We start from the raw sequence: 17,813 nt of genomic DNA on the forward strand, positions 1-17,813 counted from the left end.
TATCACGGGGTTGGGGGCGGGCGGTGCTTCCCCCGTTGCACTCCCGCGCGCACGCGCATAGCGGTTGTGCAATGGATGTAACGCCGCTCTCGCTGGTGCTGATCGCGCTCGTTCTTGCCGCCTGGGCGGTGGGGGCGGGCGTTGTCGTTTTGCGGGCAAGCCGCAGCGCACGCCGGGCCAAGGCCATGCGCACTGGCCTCAAACGGATGCAGACTCTGCTCGATGTCGCGCCTGCCTTGCCCTTGCTGGTGCGGGTCGATGGCCGGATCGAAGCCCCCGACAGACTGGCGCGGATGCTGGGACTGGCGTCGATGCCGCAATATCTGTCCGAACTTGCCGCGCCCGTGGGCGGCGCGCGTGGCGGTGGTTTGGCGCAGAGCCAGCTCGACCAGCTGTGGAGCAAGATCCAGACCACCCAGAAAAGCGCTGCACCATTTCGCATGGCGATCAATCTGCCCGGGTCGCAGCGCAGCCTCGCGCTGTATGGCACGCTCGCCGATCCGCAGGTGTCGCCGGGCGGCGCGGCGCTGGTGTGGATTTTCGACTTTACCGAAAGCCACAGCGAAATGGCCCGCCTGCGCGCGGCCGCCGCGCGTGCGACCGGCGATTTTGCGGCGCTTGTCGGCCTGATCGAAGCCGCGCCGATGCCGATGTGGTTCCGCGACGACGGGCTGAAGCTGCAATTGGTCAATCAGGCCTATGTCGATGCCGTGGGAGCGCCGGGCGCGGCAGAAGTGGTGCAGGGCCAGATCGAACTGCTCGAACCCGAAGATGGCAATGCTCCGGCCGACATCGCGCGCGCCACGCTGCAAAGCCAGACCGCGTCCGAACGGATCGTTGCTGCCACGATCCACGGCGCACGGCGCAGTCTGCGTGTCTCCGACCTCCCGCTGGGGCAGGAGGGCGTTGCCGGATACGCGATCGATATCGAGGAGCAGCAACAGGTCGCACGCGAATTCCGGGCGTTCCGCGATGCCCAGCGCGCCTTGCTCGATCAGCTGTCGGTCGGGGTTGCGCTGTTCGACGGTGAGGAGCGCCTGACCTTTGCCAATCGCCCGTTCCGGCGACTGTTCAGCCTGACGGAGGATGCGGTCGAAGCGCTCACCCCGTTCGACCGCTTCCTTGCCGAAGCGCGCGAGCGCGGGCGCACACCCGAAGTGCGCGATTTTCCCGAATGGCGACGCGAGCGCGCATCCTGGTTCGGCTTGCAGGCCGCCTATGAAGAAGCATGGCCGCTGCCCGGTGGCACGCACCTGCGCGTCGTGGCGCAGCCGATGCCCGATGGCGGGCTGGTGCTGATTACCGAAGACCGCACCGAAAGCCTCGCGCTGTCGGCGGTGCGCGATACCTTGCTGCGCACGCGCACCGCGACGCTCGACAGTCTGTTCGAGGCCTTGGCGATTTTCGCCCCCGATGGTTCGGTGCAATTGTGGAACCGCAGCTTTGCCGGGACATGGGGTCTCAATACCGAACTGCTCGACCAGCACCCGAGCGCCGATGAGTTGCTGAACGCGATCGGCCGCAATCTTGTGCGGCCCGAAGAGGCAAGCCTGATCGGCGCGGCGGTTCGGGCCGCAACGCTTGACCGGCGCGAGAAGGAGGGGCGCGTCGATCTGGCCGATGGGCGCACCTTGCGCTTTGCAGGCATTCCGCTTCCCGATGGCAACGGCTTGCTGACCGTGCTCGATATCACCGCATCGCAAAAAGCGGAGCAAGCGCTGCGCGAACGCGCCGAGGCGCTGGAAGAGGCCGACGCGGTCAAGGCCCGGTTCCTCGCAAACATGAGCTACGAATTCCGCACCCCGCTCACCACCATCGGCGGCTATGCCGAACTGCTCAAGAGCGGGGCTGCGAGCGATCCCGCGGCGGCAAGCGAGTATGTCGATGCCATTCTCTCGGCGGTCGAGCGGCTGACCGAACAGGTCGAAAACGTGCTCGATCTGTCGCAGAGCGAGGCGGGCCTTCTGCCGATCCGCAAGGAACGGCTCGACCTGCTCGAGTTCCTCACCAAGCTGGTGCGCGAGCGCGAGGCGGCAATCATTGGCGCAGGGCTGAGCCTCGATCTGAAGGCGCGGCGCGGCCGGATCATCGATGCCGACCCACGCCAGATGGGACGCGCAATCGGCAATCTGCTCGACAACGCCATCAACGGCACCCCGAGCGGCGGGCGCATCGTCATCGAAATCAGGCGCGCGAGCGAGGACGGGAGCGCGGGGATCGAAATCAGCATCACCGACAATGGCCGCGGAATGAGCGCGCAGGAACTCGCTATCGCCCAAGGCGGGGCAAGCCGCAGCAGCGGCGAGGCGAGCGAGCGCCGCACCGGGTTGGGCATCCCGCTCGCCCGGCAACTGATCGCCGCCCATGACGGGACGCTCGATATCGTCAGCCGCAAGGGTACCGGCACCACCGCGACCATCCGGCTGCCATGACGGGCTCGCGGGAGGTTCTGCCCGATCTTGCGTCCATGGCCGCGTTTGGCGAGCGCATCGCTGCGCGATTGCAACCCGGCGATGTCGTCGCGCTCGAAGGCGGGCTGGGGGCAGGCAAGACCACGCTGGCGCGCGCCATCCTTGCCGCGCTCGGTCACGATGGCGAGGTGCCGTCGCCCACCTTCACGATCATCGAAGCCTATGCCGCGCCGCCGCTTCGCCTGCCGGTCGTGCATGCCGATTTCTACCGGCTCGACGATCCTTCGGAGCTCGCGGAAATCGGGCTCGACGATTATCGCGACGGCGCGGCCCTGATCGCCGAATGGCCCGACCATGCAGGTGGTTTTGGGCAGGAACGAGGGTGCCTCGCGATCGCCCTGACGGGGCTGGGGGAAAGCGGCCAAGGCGGGCGGATTGCGATTGCCCACGGGGGCGCGGATTGGGTAGGGCGGATGCCATGAGCGATTTGCCCCAAGGTCTTGCCGAATTCATTGCCCGCGCCGGTTGGGCCGATGCCGCGATTTATCCCCTGCCGGGCGATGCCTCGTTCAGGCGTTATTTCCGGCTGACGCACGCGGGCGGCGAAACGGCCATGCTGATGCACGCGCCGCCCCCGCACGAGGATCCGGCGCCGTTTCTGGACGTCGCGCAGTGGCTGACCGAAGGCGGCATGCGTGGCCCGGCAATCCTCGCTGCCGAGCCTGCGGCAGGCTGGGTGCTGACCGAGGATTTCGGCGATGACCGGATGCGCGACTGGCTCGATGTGCATCCCGGCGACGAGCATGAGGCCTATCAGGCCGCGGTCGATGCGCTGGTGGCGCTCCACCGCCTTCCGCCCGGCCCCTTCGCACCCTATGACATGGCGGTCTATCAGCGCGAGGCAGCGCTGCTGACCGAATGGTGGTGCCCTGCGCAAGAATTCGATGTCGATAACCCCGGTTATGCTGCGGCATGGGATGAAGTGATGCAGCCGGTAATCGCGCGCCAGAACCCGGGCGTTACGGTGCTGCGCGATTATCACGCCGAGAATATCATGCTGCTGGGCGGAAAGCCCGGCGCGCCGCAGGGGCTGATCGACTTTCAGGACGCGCTGGTCGGGCATCCCGCCTATGATTTGGTATCGCTGCTTCAGGATGCGCGGCGCGATGTCGATGTGCATCTGGAAACCGCGATGCTGCTGCATTACGCGCAGGCGACCGGCGTTGCGAGCGATGACTTTCTCGCCGACTACGCAACGCTTGGCGCGCAGCGCAATGCCAAGATCGTCGGCATCTTTACCCGGCTCAATGCCCGTGACGCAAAGCCGCGCTATCTGGCGATGATCCCGCGGGTATGGGCCGCGCTCGAACGCGATCTGGCGCACCCTGCGCTGGCACCCGTCGCCCGGTGGTTCGATGCCAATATCCCGGACGAATTGCGCGCCCGCAATGGCGCCTTTGCCGAATGACGAAGCTTGCATCCGACACCGCGATGATCCTTGCCGCAGGGCTCGGCAAGCGGATGCGGCCGCTGACCGCCAGTCAGCCCAAGCCGCTGGTGCGCGTGGCAGGCAAGGCGCTGATCGATCACGCGCTTGACCGGCTCGCGGATGCGGGTGTGGCGCGCGCGGTGGTCAACGTGCACTACCTCGCCGACGCACTCGAAGCCCATGTATTGGCGCGTCAGAATCCTGCGGTCACGGTTTCGGACGAGCGGGCGCAGCTGCTCGAAACCGGGGGCGGGATGGTCAAGGCGCTGCCGCTGCTGCCCGATCCGTTCTTTGCGCTCAACGCCGACAATATCTGGCTGGACGGGCCAAAGAGCGCGTTCCACGATCTGTCGCGGCGGTGGGATGCGGACACAATGGATGCACTGCTGCTGGTAGTGCCGCACGCGCGGGCGATGAATTTTGCGGGGCCGGGCGATTTTCACATGGACCCGCTGGGTCATGTCACCCGCCGCCGCGCTGGACGCATTGCACCCTTCATCTTCACTGGCATCCAGCTGGTCAGTCACCGGCTGCTGCGCGATGCGCCCCAAGGGCCGTTTTCGACCAACATTCTCTGGAACCGGGCGATGGAGGAAGGGCGCCTGTTCGGCATCAGCTTTACCGGCCAGTGGTTCGAAGTGGGCACCCCGCAGATGATCCGGCCGACCGAAGAAGCGCTCAGTGGTGGTTGATCGAGGCGGCGGCGGGCTCAACGTCTATTCGATTGCGGCGCATCGCGGATTTGCCGATGCGCTGGTGGCCGGCATTGTTCCGCGTTACCGCGAAGAGGGCTTCGGGCTTGCGCGGCTGACGCTGCTGGTGCCTTCGACCCGCGCAGCGCGGACGCTGTCGGAGGCCTTTATTCGTCACGCGGGCGAAACCGGCACAGGCGGTTTGCTGATGCCCCGCATGGTGGCGGTGGGCGACCTTGATCTTGACGAGAAACTGGGCGCGGCGTTCGATCCGCTGGGGGCGGCCGACATTCCGCCTGCGAGCGATCCGGTGCGCCGCTGGCTGACGCTCGACCGGCTGATCGCCGAAGAAAGAGCGGGCGAGGGAATGAACCCGTTGCCGGGCAGGGCGAGGCTCAATCTCGCACGCGAAATGGCGCAAACGATGGACCGGCTGCTGGTCGAGGAAAAAGCGGTCAGCGACCTGTGGGAAAGCGAGGCGGTGCTCGACAGCGTTGCAGGGCTTGCCGGACACTGGCAGCGATCGGTGCGGCTGTTTCTGCGGGTCATTGTGCGCTGGCAGGCCGAACTCGCCGCGCGGGGCGAAGTCGATGCCGCGACACGGCGCAACTTGCTGTTCGACCGTGCCGCGCGCCGCTGGCGGGAAACGCCGCCAGCGCACCCTGTGGTCGCTGCCGGCGTGACCAGCGCATCGCCCGCGCTGGCGCGCTTGCTGCGCGTGGTCGCGGGACTACCGCAAGGCGCCGTGGTGCTACCCGACCTCGACCTTGCGATGGCGGACGATGCCTGGGAGGAACTCGGGCTGGCGGGCGCGAGCACCGAACCCGGTGGCCCGGTGTTTGCCGCTGGCGACGCGCTCAGCCACCCGCAATACCACCTCAAGCTGCTGCTCAACCGCATGGGTGTGAACCGCGGCGAGGTGCAGCAATGGCACCGCCGCGGAATCGGCGCGGCCGATCCGGCGCGCGCGCGCGCCATCTCCTCGCTGTTTCTGCCCCCGCAGGCCAGCCGTTCGTGGATTTCGCTCGAGGCGAAGGACCGCAGGCTCGATGGCGTGCGGCTGATGGCGAGCGCGACGATCGAGGAGGAAGCCCAAGCGATCGCGTTGCTGGTGCGCGAAGCCATCGCTGCCCCGGAAAAGCGTGTCGCCGTCGTCACCGCCGATCGCGGGCTTGCGCGGCGGGTGGCGCAGCATCTCGAACGCTGGAATATCATCGCAGACGACACCGCGGGTCGTCCCTTGCCGCTGACGCCCGCGGGCCGCCTGTTCGGGCTGCTGGCCGGGATTGCCGCAAACGGCGCGGACCCTGCCGGGCTGATCGCCACCTTCGGTCACCCGCTGGTGCGCGGGTGGGACGGCGAGGTGCGCGCGGAGTGGCTGAAAGGTCTGCGTGCATTCGACCGCCAACTGCGCGGCCCTGCGCCCGCGCCCGGGATGGAGCCGCTGCGCATCGCCGCCGCCAAGGCCAAGGTTGAAGGGTGGTGGGGCGAGGCCGAGGCGCTGATCGCGCCACTGATCGACTGGCCTGCCGAAATCGCGCTCGAAGATGCGCTCGACCGTTTGGCTGCGGTGGCCGAAGCGCTTGCCCGGACGATGATCTGGGAGCGCGAGGATGGTCGCGCGCTGGGTGCCTTCGTCGAGGATCTGCGGTCGACCGCGGCAATGCTGGGGACCAGGATCGAAACGGCGGACTTTGCCGGCGCATTGCGCGATGCGATGGAAGCTGTCGCGGTGCGTCCGGGTTATGGCGGCCATCCGCGGATTGCGATCTACGGATTGCTCGAAGCGCGGATGGCGCGCGCGGATCTGATCATCTGCGGCGGGCTGAACGAGGGCAGCTGGCCGCAGCCGCCCGGCGCGGACGCGCTGCTTGCCCCCGCGATCCTGCGCGCGTTGGGTGTGCCGGGCGCGGATTTTCGCATCGGGCTGGCCGCGCACGATCTGGCGGGCGCAATGGGCGCGCCGCAGGTGGTCTTGTCGCGCAGTCTGCGCGACGCCGAAGGGCCGGCGCTGCCGTCGCGCTTCCTGCTGCGGGTCGAAGCGCTGCTCGGCGCGGATCTCGACAAGGAGCATCGCGAGCGCGCGATCCCGGCGATGCTGCCGCTGATCGATCGTCGGCGTCCGCCATCCGCACCCTATCCGCGCCCCGCGCCCGATCCTTCGCCAGCGCGGCGCGATGTCCCGATCAAGGTCACCGCGCTCGACCGGCTGCTGGGCGATCCTTACCAGTTCTACGCGCAGGCGATCCTCGATCTGCGGCAACTGTCGCCGCTTGCCGCCGATCCCTTCAGCGATCCTGCACTGCGCGGCACACTGGTGCACGACATCCTCGATAAATGGCACAAGGCGCGCAAGGATCAGCCGGGATTGCCGATTGCCCCTTTCGCCGCGGCGCATTTCGCGGCCGAACGCGTGCATCCGCTGTTCCGCGCCCTGTGGCAGCCGCGGCTGATTGCCGCGCTCGAACGGTTCGAAACATGGGTCGACAAGGCACAGGCGGATGGCCGCACGGTGCTCGCCGCCGAGATCGCGGGCGAGATGGAGGTTGCCGGCGTCAAGGTGATCGGCCGCGCCGACCGGATCGACAGGCTCGCCGACGGTACGCTTGCGATCGTCGACTACAAGACCGGCAGCCCCCCTTCGAAAAAGCAGGTTGAAGAGGGCTTCGCATTGCAGCTCGGATTGCTCGGCCTGATCGCCGGACAGGGCCGGTTTGCCGATGACAAGACGGGCCAGGTCGTCACGGGAACGGCCGGCACGTTCGAATATTGGTCGCTTGGCCGGTCCAAGAAAGAGGGCGGGTTCGGCTACACCGAGACGCCGTTGAAAATCGGCGATGCCAGAAGCGGGCTTCCTCCCGAAGAATTCCTGCCGCATCACGCCGACAAGCTGAAGCTGGCGATCACCCGCTTCATCAAGGGCAGCGAACCTTTTCTGGCGCGGGAAAATCCGGATTACCAAGGCTATAACGAATATGACCAGCTGATGCGGCTCGAAGAATGGCTGGTGCGCATGACGGACAAGGACACCGAAGCATGAGCGGCGGCAACGGCCTCGTCCATCCCTTGCAGGACAACCAGCTGCTGGCCGCAGACCCGGAAGCGAATGTCTGGCTTTCGGCGTCGGCGGGGACGGGCAAGACGCAGGTTCTCTCCGCGCGCGTGCTGCGACTGCTGCTGCGCGAGGATGTCGCGCCGTCGCAGATCCTGTGCCTCACTTTCACCAAGGCCGGCGCCGCCGAGATGGCCAACCGCATCAACGCGGTTCTGGCGCGCTGGGTGCGTTTGCCGGAAACCGCGCTTGCAAAGGAACTCAGGCATCTGGGAGCCGATTTTGATCCGGAGACGATCGCGCGCGCGCGAAGTCTGTTTGCCAGCGTGCTCGATTGTCCGGGCGGCGGCCTGCGGATCGATACGATCCACGCCTTTGCCCAGTTCCTGATCGGCAATTTCCCCGAGGAGGCCGGGCTTGCCCCCGGAACGGTGGTGCTCGACGATCGCAGCCGCGAATTGCTGGCGCGCGAAGTGCTCACCGATCTGTTCGAGGAAGCCGAACGCACGAATGACGTCCGCGTGCTCGACGGGCTCGCTCTCTTTACCACCCGCAAGGATCCTGGCGCGCTCCACAAGTGGCTGATGCGCGCTGCCGATGCGCACGAGATGTGGGAAGGGCCCGGAAGCTGGCAATCGCCGATGGCGGCGCGGGTGCGCCAGACGCTTGGAATGCCGGCGGACGCGGACGCGGACGAGGCGTGGGCCGCGGAGCCGCTGGATCCCGATATCTTCCCCGATGATGCGCTGATCGCGATGCTGCCAGCGCTCGACGCCTGGAAAACAGCCAAGACCGGAATTGAGAGTGCCGCGTTCATCAGGCAATGGGTGAACATGGCGTTGGCCGATCGGGTGTTGGCGGTATCGCGATTTCTCTCGACCGTGCTGAAGGCCGATGGCGAACCGCGCAAGATGGACGGCGCGGTCAAGCACGATCCCGACATACCGGCCTATCAGCAAGTTATCGCCGACGCGCTGCGCGAATACGAAACCCGGCGCGCGATGCTGTCCTGCGCCGAGATCGTTACGTCTTCGCTCGAAATCGGACGGGCGTTCGCGGTGCGCTGGGAAGCGCGCAAGGCGCGTGAGGGCCTGCTCGATTTTCCCGACCTGATCCGCAAGGCGGCCAGCCTGCTCGAACAGTCCGATGCCGCGGACTGGATCCGCTACAAGCTCGATCGCCATTTCGATCACATCCTGATCGACGAGGCGCAGGATACCAACCAGAACCAGTGGGATATCGTCGAGGCGCTGATCGACGACTTCTTCAGCGGTGAAGGCGCGCGCGGTGACAAGCTGCGCACGATCTTCACCGTCGGCGATTACAAGCAGGCGATCTTCGGATTTCAGGGCACCAGTCCCGAAAACTTCGCCAAGGCCAAAGTGCGCATACACGCAAGGATCGAAGCCGCGCGGCACGGCATCCGGACATCGCGCGAGAACCGGCGCGAACCGGGTTGGCACGATCTTGACCTCGGCCGGTCCTTCCGCACCGCCGATATCGTGCTAGGTTTCGTCAACCGGGTGATCGCGCATCTGGGCTTTGGCGAATTCGGGCTCGACAAGCCGCCGACCGATCATGTTGGCGCGCAGCGTCCCGGGCTGGTCACGCTGTGGCCTCCGGTGATGCCCGACAAGGGCGAGACACAGAGCGACGATGATATCACCGATGACGGTGCGGCGAGCGGCGAGCAGAACTGGTTGCCCCGTCACGATACGCTGCTGGCCGACCGGATCGCGCAGCAGGTGCAGCGCTGGGTCAGCGGGGCCGAGCCGTTCGTTCTCGAAAAGGGGACGCGTCGTCACGCGGCCGCTGGAGACGTCATGGTGCTGGTGCGCCAGCGCAAGGAACTCGCCGCGCAGATCGTGGCCAAGCTTTATGCGCGCGGTGTGCCGGTTGCCGGGGTCGATCGGCTGCGGCTGGGTGCGCCGCTGGCGGTCAGGGACGTGCTGGCGGCGCTGCGCTTTGCCGCGCAGCCGCAGGACGATCTCAGCCTCGCAAACCTACTTGCCTCGCCGCTGATCGGGTGGAGCCAAGACGACATTCTGGCGCATGTCCCGCGTCCCGCAAAGGTGCGCCTTTGGGACCACTTGCGGCGGCCGGATGCGCCTGAGCCGGTGCTCGAAACCGCCGAGCGCCTGCGCGATCTGTTGCGGCGCACGGATTATCAGACTCCGCAGGCGCTCATCACTTGGCTCCTGACCGGCCCGTGGCAGGGCCGGGCGCGGCTGGTCGAACGGCTGGGGGCCGAGGCCAACGATCCGCTCGACGAACTGATCAACGCCGCCTTCGCCTACGAAGCCGAGCATTGGCCCAGCCTTTCGGGTTTCATCGCGTGGTTCGATGCCGGGACGGGCGATCTCAAACGCGATTCGGATGCGGCGAGCGGGCAGGTCAGGGTGATGACCGTGCACGGATCGAAGGGCTTGCAAGCCCCGATCGTGATCCTCGCCGATGCAACCGGTGCGCCGGGGGAGGCGGGCGATCTTGCACTCGACGATGCGCCGCTTGGCCACAAGCCCGATCGCCGCCGCGCCGTTCCGTTGCCGCCGCTGACCAAGGACGAGAAGCGCGGCCCCATCGTCGAGGCTGAGGAAGCGCGCAAGCGGGCCGCGCTGCAGGAGCATTGGCGGCTGCTGTATGTCGCGATCACGCGCGCGGAAGAGGCGCTGTTCATCGGCGGATCGCTCAACCGCAACGAGGCGAAGAAGCGCGTTCCGCATGACGACAGCTGGTATGCAAGGCTCGCCCCGCTGTTCGAGGGCGAAGAACTGCCCGACAATCTGTGGGGCTGGCGCAAGGAATGGGGCGAGGCTGCCGAACCACTGGTGAGCGATGCCGACATCCACCCCGATGCACCCGCCCAAGCCAGCCTGCCCGACTGGGCGGTGACCCCGATCGGGCCAGAACCGCGCCCGCCGCGCCCGCTCGCGCCTTCGGCCGCAGGCGAGGATGGCGCAGGCCAGCCGCCGCTCGATCCGCAGGCCAACCGCCTTGCCGCCCGGCGCGGGAGCCTGATCCATGCCCTGCTCGAACGCCTGCCCGACGTGCCGCCTGCCGAACGCGTGGAGGCGGCGCGCGGCTGGTTGCTGCGGCAGGCAGCGGACATTGCGGACGACGCGCGGGAGGAGATGCTCGCCGCCGCGCTTGGCGTGATCGGCGATCCCGCCTTTGCCGCGCTGTTTTCGCCCGCGGCGCTTGCCGAAGTGCCCTTGGCCGCGACCGTTGGCGGGGTGGTGGTGGCAGGCACCGCCGACCGGTTGCTGATCGAGGATTCGAGCGTGACCGTGGTCGATTTCAAGACCACCCGGCGACCACCGGTAAGCGCTGCCGATATTCCGGTTGCGACCATCCGCCAGATGGCTGCCTATGTCGCGGCGCTCGAGACGATCTACCCCGGCCGCGCGGTGCGCGCGCTGGTGCTTTACACCCATGCGCCGCAGATGTTCGAACTCGACCCGCCGACACTGTCGCTACACAAGAACGCGTTGCAGATGCCGCAGCAATCCTTGTTACCAGCCCATATTGAGTGAACGGCGGGCCGCATTAGATTGCACAAGCAACGCCGGCACCCCTATGAAGGCCGGCAAAGGAGACAGATAATGGCAACCGTGAATGTAACCGATGCGAGCTTTGCCGCCGATGTGCTGAACAGCGAAACCCCGGTGCTGGTGGATTTCTGGGCGGACTGGTGCGGCCCGTGCAAGATGATCGCGCCTGCGCTCGAGGAAATCAGCGACGAGCTTGGTGACAAGGTCAAGATCGCCAAGGTCGACATCATGGAAAACACCGATGTCGCAGCCCAGATGGGCGTGCAGTCGATCCCGCTGATGCTGTTGTTCAAGAATGGCGAAGTCGTCGCGCGCAAGCTTGGCGCTGCGCCCAAGAGCCAGCTCAAGGCCTGGCTCGAAAGCGAACTCTGATCGCCCGCTCGTCTCCGGCACGTGTTGGAGACACATGAGACACTGTCCAGAACGCAAAAACCCGCCCCTGCCGCGCATGATGCGGCGACAGGGGCGGGTTGATTTTGCGGCATGGACATACCCCGCAGGCTGGCAGCGCGCGGGCAGGTAGGAAAGCCCTGTCTAGCCCAGCGCGCGGCCGACGAAGGCATCCCAGATTGCGGGCGATGATGCGCCCACCAGTCCCGGCGCATCGTGCTGGTCGACCCGGTAGGCGCTGCCGTCGAGCCGGGCTGCCTTTCCGCCGGCCTCGTTCAGCCACAACACGCCCGCGGCATGATCCCAGGCGAGCGTGCGCTGGAAACTCGACACGTCGTTTTCGCCCAGCGCGAGGCGCGGATATTGTTCGGCAGCGCAACGCGGAATGTCGACCAGCGTGTAATGCGGTGCCAATTTTTCATCGACCATTGCCGATTGTTCGGGGGTCAGAAAAATCCGGCTGACCGCGGTGACGGGCGGGGTCTGCCCGGTGGTGCGCGCGATGACCTGTTCACCGTTCACGAATGCGCCCGCCCCGCGTTGCGCGTGGCAGAACCGGTCTTTCAGCGGATCGTAGATCCACCCCGCCACCGTCTCGCCCGCATCGGCGAGCGCGATGATGATTCCGAAGGGTTCCTTGCCTTCGGCAAAATTGGCCGTCCCGTCGAGCGGATCGATGATCCAGCACTGGTGCTTGAGGTGGTCGAGCACTGCCTTGTCGGCATGCACCGCTTCCTCGCCCACCACCGCGACCCCGGGGGCAAGCCGGGTCAGCGCCTCGGTCAGGAAGGCTTCGACCTCGAGGTCGACGATCGTGACCGGATCGTCCTTGCCCTTCATTTCGACCTCACCGGCGGCAAGGTTGCGAAACCGCGGCAACATCGAACGCTGCGCGGCAAACCGCATCAGGTCGTGGATTTCATCGTTCAAAGCGCTCACGAACGATAATCCGCGTTGATCGCGATGTAGCCATGCGTGAGATCGCAGGTCCACACGATCGCGTGGCCATCGCCAAGCCCGAGATCGACCGCGATATCGATTTCCTCGCCCTTCAGGTGCGCGGCGACGGGGGCCTCGTCGTAATCTTCGACCGGAACCCCGTTGCGCGCGGCCCAGACCCCGCCGAACGCAATCGACAGCCGGTCGCGGTCCGCCGGCTCGCCGGCCTTGCCCACCGCCATGACCACGCGGCCCCAATTGGCATCCTCGCCCGCGATCGCGGTCTTGACCAGCGGCGAATTGGCGATCGCCAGCCCGATCGTGCGCGCGCTGGCATCGCTCGCCGCGCCGCTTACCCGGATGGTGATGAACTTGCGCGCGCCTTCGCCATCGCGCACCACGAGCTGCGCGAGTTGACGGCAGACATCGGTCAACGCCGCGGCAAAGGCATCCGCGCCCGCGCTGTCCCAGTTTTCGATCCGCGGGTTGCCGGCCTTGCCGGTCGCGAATGCCATCACCGTGTCGCTGGTCGACGTATCGCCATCGACGGTGATGCAGCTGAACGTCGCGGCGTTCGCGCGTTCCAGCGCCTCTTGCAGGAAGGCCGGCGCCACGTCGGCATCGGTGAAGACATAACCCAGCATCGTCGCCATATCGGGGGCGATCATGCCCGATCCCTTGATGATCCCCGCCAGTTCCACGCGGTAGGGCCCGATCATCGCAGCTGCGCCCGCGCCCTTGGTGAAAGTGTCGGTGGTACCGATCGCATTGGCGGCATCCTCCCACCCGCACGGCTGCGCATTGAGCGCGGCGGCGATCCCGGCCTCGGCCTTGTCGATCGGCAAGGGCACGCCGATCACGCCGGTCGAGGAGACGAACACATCGTCGAGACCGCAGCCCAGCGCCCCCGATACCTGCGCCCGGATCGCTTCGACCGCGGCGCGTCCGCGCCAGCCGGTAAAGGCGTTGGAATTGCCCGCATTGACCACCAGCGCCCGTGCGCGGCCCAGCTTCACCGCCTCGCGGCCCAGTTCGACTTCGGACGAGGCGCAGGCGCTCTTGGTGAAGACCCCTGCGGCACTGGTGCCCTCGGCCAGTTCGGCGATCGTCAGGTCGCAGCGATCCCATGTCTTGTACCGCGCCCGGGCAACGCGCAGCGTGACGCCCGCAATTGCAGGAAGCGCGGGGAAGGGGCGGGCGAGGGGGGAACGATCGATCTGCATGGCTTACGGCCTCTATAAGCCCGCGCGCATGGCGTAAATCGGCAAATCGGGTGGACGAAGCGCCCGCGATTACCTATCTGACGCAGCGATGACCCGGCGCTTTCTAGCCTTTCTGGCCCTGCTTACAGGGCTCGTCGCCTTTGGCGGCCCGGCGAACGCGTCGCTGGCCGAGGCGCTGGCCTGCGGATCGAGCATTGCTGCGGCAAGCGGGGACGAAGCGCAGGGTTGCGAACACGTCGCGATCCAGCCGGTGCCTGCGACCGTTCATGAAAGCCGCGAGATCGAAGCGCCCGAGCGGCGCGCCCCGCGGCCCGATGCGCTGCGTCTGCCGGTCTTGATGGGGATCGAACGCGCCTTCGAATAGGCGCGCATTCGTTCGACTTTCCCGTTTCCGGGCGCGCCCCGATCCGGCTTGGCGCGCCGTGATTTTTTCAAAAGCTTCTGCATGACGCCCGCATTGCGACGGGCGGCGGCTGCGAATCAAAGGCCTATTTCCATGTTCGAGAACCTCATCAAATCCGTCTTCGGCTCGGCGAACGAGCGTTACATCAAGTCCGCCCAGAAAATCGTTGCGCAGGTCAACGGCCTCGAACCCCAGCTTCAGGCGCTGTCGGACGAAGAACTGCAGGGCCAGACCGCCAAGCTGCGCGGGTTGATCGATGGCGGCGCATCGCTCGATGATATCCTGCCCGAAGCCTTTGCGACGGTGCGCGAGGCATCGGTGCGCGTGTTCGGGATGCGCCATTTCGATGTCCAGCTGATCGGCGGCCTCGTGCTCCACCGCGGCGAGATCGCCGAAATGCGCACCGGCGAAGGCAAGACCCTGATGGCGACGCTCGCGGTGTACCTCAACGCGCTCGAAGGCAAGGGCGTGCACGTGGTGACGGTGAACGATTACCTCGCCCGCCGCGACGCGGCCGAGATGGGCAAGCTCTACAACTGGCTCGGCCTGACCGTCGGCGTGATCGTCCCCGGCATGCCCGAGGAATACAAGCGCGACGCCTACAATGCCGACATCACCTACGGCACCAACAACGAATTCGGCTTCGATTACCTGCGCGACAACATGAAGCACGAACGCAGCGGCATGGCGCAGCGGCCGTTCAACTTCGCGATCGTCGACGAGGTCGATTCGATCCTGATCGACGAAGCGCGCACCCCGCTGATCATCTCCGGCCCGACCGAGGACAAGAGCGAGCTTTACGTCCAGCTCGATCAGGTCGCGCGCGAGATCCCGATCGAATGGCTCGACATCGACGAGAAGTCCAAGCGCGTCCAGCTGACCGAGGACGGGCTCGAGCAGGTCGAGGCGCTGCTGATCGAGAAGGGCCTGCTGGCGAGCGACAATCTCTACGATGTCGAGAACACGCAGGTCGTCCATCACCTCGACCAGGCGCTGGTCGCCAATTTCGCTCGCAAGCGCGACACCGACTACATCGTCAAGGACGACAAGGTCGTGATTATCGACGAATTTACCGGCCGCATGATGGATGGCCGGCGCTGGTCGAACGGTCTGCACCAGGCGGTCGAAGCCAAGGAAGGCGTGCGGATCGAGCCCGAAAACCAGACGCTCGCCTCGATCACCTTCCAGAACTATTTCCGCATGTATCCCAAGCTTTCGGGCATGACCGGGACCGCGGCGACCGAAGCGGCCGAATTCTGGGACATCTACAAGGTCGGGGTGGTCGAAATCCCGACCAACCTGCCCGTCGCCCGCATCGACGAGGACGACGAATTCTACAAGAACACCGCCGACAAGTTCGGTGCGATCGCGCGGGCAATCCGCGAGAAGCAGGAGATCGGCCAGCCGGTGCTGGTCGGCACCGTGTCGATCGAGAAGTCCGAACTGCTCAGCAACTATCTCGACAAGGAAGGCGTGCAGCACTCGGTGCTGAACGCCCGCTTCCATGAACAGGAAGCGCGCATCGTGGCGCAGGCAGGGCGGCTTGGCGCGGTGACGATCGCGACCAACATGGCGGGCCGCGGCACCGACATCCAGCTGGGCGGCAATGTCGAATACCGCGTGCTCGACGAATTGGGCGACATGCCCGAGGGCCCCGAACGCGATGCCGCCGTCGCGCGGATCAAGGCCGAAGTCGCCGCCGAGAAGGATCAGGTGCGCGCTGCAGGCGGTCTGTTCGTGCTGGGCACCGAACGCCACGAATCGCGCCGGATCGACAACCAGCTGCGCGGCCGTTCGGGCCGTCAGGGCGATCCGGGCCTGTCGCGCTTCTACCTCTGCCTCGAAGACGATCTGCTGCGCATCTTCGGCCCCGATACGCTGTTCTCCAAGATGATGAATTCCAACCTTGCCGATGGCGAGGCGATCGGTTCCAAGTGGCTTTCGAAGGCGATCGAGACCGCGCAGAAGAAGGTCGAGGCGCGCAATTACGACATGCGCAAGCAGGTCGTCCAATACGACGACGTGATGAACGACCAGCGCAAGGTCGTCTATGAACAGCGCTCGGAAATCATGGACAGCGAAGCGGTCGACGATGTCGTGCTCGACATGCGCCACGACACGGTCAACGCGATGGTGGGCGCTGCTTGCCCTCCGGGTTCCTATCCCGAACAATGGGATATTGCCGGGCTCAAGGCGCGCACCGAGGAGATCTTCGGCTTCGTTCCGCCTTATGACGAATGGCTCGCCGAAGACGAGGTGGAGCCCGAAATGCTCGAAGAGCGTCTGCGCGCGCTGACCGATCAGATGATGGCCGACAAGATGGGCGAGCAGGACCATTCGATCTGGCGGATGATCGAAAAGGACGTGCTGCTGCGCCAGCTCGACCATCACTGGAAGGAGCACCTTTCGACGCTCGACGCGCTGCGGCAGGTAATCTGGATGCGCGGGATCGCGCAGAAGCAGCCGATCAACGAATACAAGCAGGAAGCCTTCGTGCTGTTCGAAACCATGCTCGACGATCTGCGCGAGGAGGTGACGAAGATCCTGTTCCGCGCCGAACTGCGCTTCGAAGAGCCCGCGCCCGCAGCCTTGCCCGAACTGCCCGATTTCCTGACCGGTCACATCGATCCGCTGACCGGCCTCGACAATTCGGATGATGGCGACGGATCGGAGATGCGCCCCGAACTGTTCGGCTCGCTCGCCGGCAGCCCGCGCGCAGCCTTCGGGCCGGGCGGGGTCAACCCGGAGAACCCGTGGGCGAACCTCGATATCAGCCGCAATGCGCTGTGCCCGTGCGGGTCGGGCAACAAGTACAAGCATTGCCACGGCGCGGTTGGCGCGAACCAGACTGTCTGACGCTGTTGGCGGGGGGAGATAGGCGATGATCGGCGCGGTCCCGGTGCTGCTTGCGGCAGCATTTCTGGTGACCGCGCTGCTCTATGCCAGCGTCGGCTTCGGCGGGGGTTCGACCTATTCGGCGCTGCTCGCGCTGTCGGGGCTCGATTACCGGCTGCTCCCGCTGGTCAGTCTGGCGTGCAACATCGTGGTCGTGACCGGGGCGAGCATCCGTTTTGCGCGCGCCGGTCTGACCCCATGGAAAAAGGCGGCGGTGATCGTCCTTCTGGGCGCACCGGCGAGTTTCCTTGGCGGGCTGACCCCGATCAAGGAAGCGACCTTCCTTGCGCTGCTCGGCGGCAGTCTGGTGCTGACCGCGCTGACCATGCTGATTCCCGTGCGCGAGGCTGAAGGGGGGAGGGCCACCAGGGCCGCGCGCTATATGCCGCTGGCGGCTGTGCCCCTTGGCTATTTCGCAGGATTGGTGGGGATCGGCGGGGGGATATTTCTGGCGCCGCTGCTGCACCTTGCCCGCTGGCATTGTGCGCGAGGCATCGCCGCGACCGCGAGCCTGTTTATCCTCGTCAATTCGATCTTCGGGCTTGGCGGGCAGGTAATCAAGCACGGCCCCGGCTTGCTGGGGCAGGCGCTGGGCGCGGCGTTGCCGCTGCTGGTGGCGGTGGTGATCGGCGGGCAGATCGGCAGCCTGATGGCAGCGCGGCTGTTGCCGCCGCACTGGATCCGCTGGCTCACCGCATTGCTGGTCGCGGTCGTCGGCGTGCGCCTGCTGGCGGGGATCTGACAGCGCGGCCCGCTGCTGCCGCGCAA

Annotated in this window: 12 protein-coding genes; 10 read left to right on the forward strand and 2 right to left on the reverse strand. The window is 66.2% G+C overall.

From position 1 onward, the window contains the following. Positions 1-71 precede the first annotated feature (71 nt). From A9D12_RS11050 to trxA, 7 genes are all read left to right on the forward strand, one after another. Entirely contained in the window at positions 72-2,432 is a 2,361-nt protein-coding gene (locus tag A9D12_RS11050) for a PAS domain-containing sensor histidine kinase (RefSeq protein ID WP_068351829.1), read from the forward strand. Next, on the forward strand, positions 2,429-2,893 hold the full coding sequence (gene tsaE / locus A9D12_RS11055; RefSeq protein WP_068351831.1) for a tRNA (adenosine(37)-N6)-threonylcarbamoyltransferase complex ATPase subunit type 1 TsaE: 465 nt from the start codon (positions 2,429-2,431) through the stop codon (positions 2,891-2,893). Before A9D12_RS11050 ends, tsaE begins: the two co-directional genes overlap by 4 nt. After that, on the forward strand, positions 2,890-3,879 hold the full coding sequence (locus A9D12_RS11060) for an aminoglycoside phosphotransferase family protein (protein WP_068351833.1): 990 nt from the start codon (positions 2,890-2,892) through the stop codon (positions 3,877-3,879). The genes tsaE and A9D12_RS11060 overlap by 4 nt, the downstream gene beginning before the upstream one ends. Next, positions 3,876-4,592, forward strand: coding sequence for a nucleotidyltransferase family protein (locus A9D12_RS11065; protein ID WP_068351836.1), 717 nt, complete (start codon positions 3,876-3,878; stop codon positions 4,590-4,592). The genes A9D12_RS11060 and A9D12_RS11065 overlap by 4 nt, the downstream gene beginning before the upstream one ends. After that, positions 4,585-7,632: a PD-(D/E)XK nuclease family protein gene (locus A9D12_RS11070; protein WP_068354345.1), complete on the forward strand. Its 3,048-nt coding sequence runs from the start codon at positions 4,585-4,587 to the stop codon at positions 7,630-7,632. The genes A9D12_RS11065 and A9D12_RS11070 overlap by 8 nt, the downstream gene beginning before the upstream one ends. After that, positions 7,629-11,177, forward strand: a complete 3,549-nt coding sequence (gene addA, locus A9D12_RS11075) for a double-strand break repair helicase AddA (protein ID WP_068351838.1) — start codon at positions 7,629-7,631, stop codon at positions 11,175-11,177. Before A9D12_RS11070 ends, addA begins: the two co-directional genes overlap by 4 nt. A gap of 69 nt (positions 11,178-11,246) precedes the next feature. Next, positions 11,247-11,567: a thioredoxin gene (trxA, locus tag A9D12_RS11080; protein ID WP_068351840.1), complete on the forward strand. Its 321-nt coding sequence runs from the start codon at positions 11,247-11,249 to the stop codon at positions 11,565-11,567. A 162-nt stretch (positions 11,568-11,729) separates the two neighbouring features. Here trxA and A9D12_RS11085 read toward each other — a convergent pair whose 3' ends face one another. After that, complete coding sequence (locus A9D12_RS11085) at positions 11,730-12,524, reverse strand: inositol monophosphatase family protein (RefSeq protein WP_231889608.1); 795 nt, start codon at positions 12,522-12,524, stop codon at positions 11,730-11,732. Further along, positions 12,521-13,747, reverse strand: a complete 1,227-nt coding sequence (gene argJ / locus A9D12_RS11090) for a bifunctional glutamate N-acetyltransferase/amino-acid acetyltransferase ArgJ (RefSeq protein ID WP_068351841.1) — start codon at positions 13,745-13,747, stop codon at positions 12,521-12,523. Before argJ ends, A9D12_RS11085 begins: the two co-directional genes overlap by 4 nt. A gap of 88 nt (positions 13,748-13,835) precedes the next feature. Between argJ and A9D12_RS11095 the strand changes: the two genes are divergently transcribed. The 3 genes from A9D12_RS11095 to A9D12_RS11105 all read left to right on the forward strand — a co-directional run bounded on the left by A9D12_RS11095 (position 13,836) and on the right by A9D12_RS11105 (position 17,787). After that, positions 13,836-14,111, forward strand: a complete 276-nt coding sequence (locus tag A9D12_RS11095) for a hypothetical protein (RefSeq protein ID WP_068351843.1) — start codon at positions 13,836-13,838, stop codon at positions 14,109-14,111. A 132-nt stretch (positions 14,112-14,243) separates the two neighbouring features. After that, entirely contained in the window at positions 14,244-17,006 is a 2,763-nt protein-coding gene (gene secA, locus A9D12_RS11100; RefSeq protein WP_068351845.1) for a preprotein translocase subunit SecA, read from the forward strand. 25 nt (positions 17,007-17,031) lie between these two features. Beyond that, entirely contained in the window at positions 17,032-17,787 is a 756-nt protein-coding gene (locus tag A9D12_RS11105) for a sulfite exporter TauE/SafE family protein (protein ID WP_068351847.1), read from the forward strand. The last annotated feature ends 26 nt before the right edge of the window (positions 17,788-17,813 follow it).

The organism is Erythrobacter neustonensis, from assembly GCF_001663175.1.
Lineage (GTDB): Bacteria > Pseudomonadota > Alphaproteobacteria > Sphingomonadales > Sphingomonadaceae > Erythrobacter > Erythrobacter neustonensis.

Coding starts and splice junctions, on each gene's coding strand:
- addA (WP_068351838.1), top strand. CDS start 7,629: ATGAGCGGCGGCAACGGCCTCGTCCATCCCTTGCAGGACAACCAGCTG.
- A9D12_RS11050 (WP_068351829.1), top strand. CDS start 72: ATGGATGTAACGCCGCTCTCGCTGGTGCTGATCGCGCTCGTTCTTGCC.
- tsaE (WP_068351831.1), top strand. CDS start 2,429: ATGACGGGCTCGCGGGAGGTTCTGCCCGATCTTGCGTCCATGGCCGCG.
- secA (WP_068351845.1), top strand. CDS start 14,244: ATGTTCGAGAACCTCATCAAATCCGTCTTCGGCTCGGCGAACGAGCGT.
- trxA (WP_068351840.1), top strand. CDS start 11,247: ATGGCAACCGTGAATGTAACCGATGCGAGCTTTGCCGCCGATGTGCTG.
- A9D12_RS11060 (WP_068351833.1), top strand. CDS start 2,890: ATGAGCGATTTGCCCCAAGGTCTTGCCGAATTCATTGCCCGCGCCGGT.
- argJ (WP_068351841.1), bottom strand. CDS start 13,747: ATGCAGATCGATCGTTCCCCCCTCGCCCGCCCCTTCCCCGCGCTTCCT.
- A9D12_RS11095 (WP_068351843.1), top strand. CDS start 13,836: ATGACCCGGCGCTTTCTAGCCTTTCTGGCCCTGCTTACAGGGCTCGTC.
- A9D12_RS11065 (WP_068351836.1), top strand. CDS start 3,876: ATGACGAAGCTTGCATCCGACACCGCGATGATCCTTGCCGCAGGGCTC.
- A9D12_RS11105 (WP_068351847.1), top strand. CDS start 17,032: ATGATCGGCGCGGTCCCGGTGCTGCTTGCGGCAGCATTTCTGGTGACC.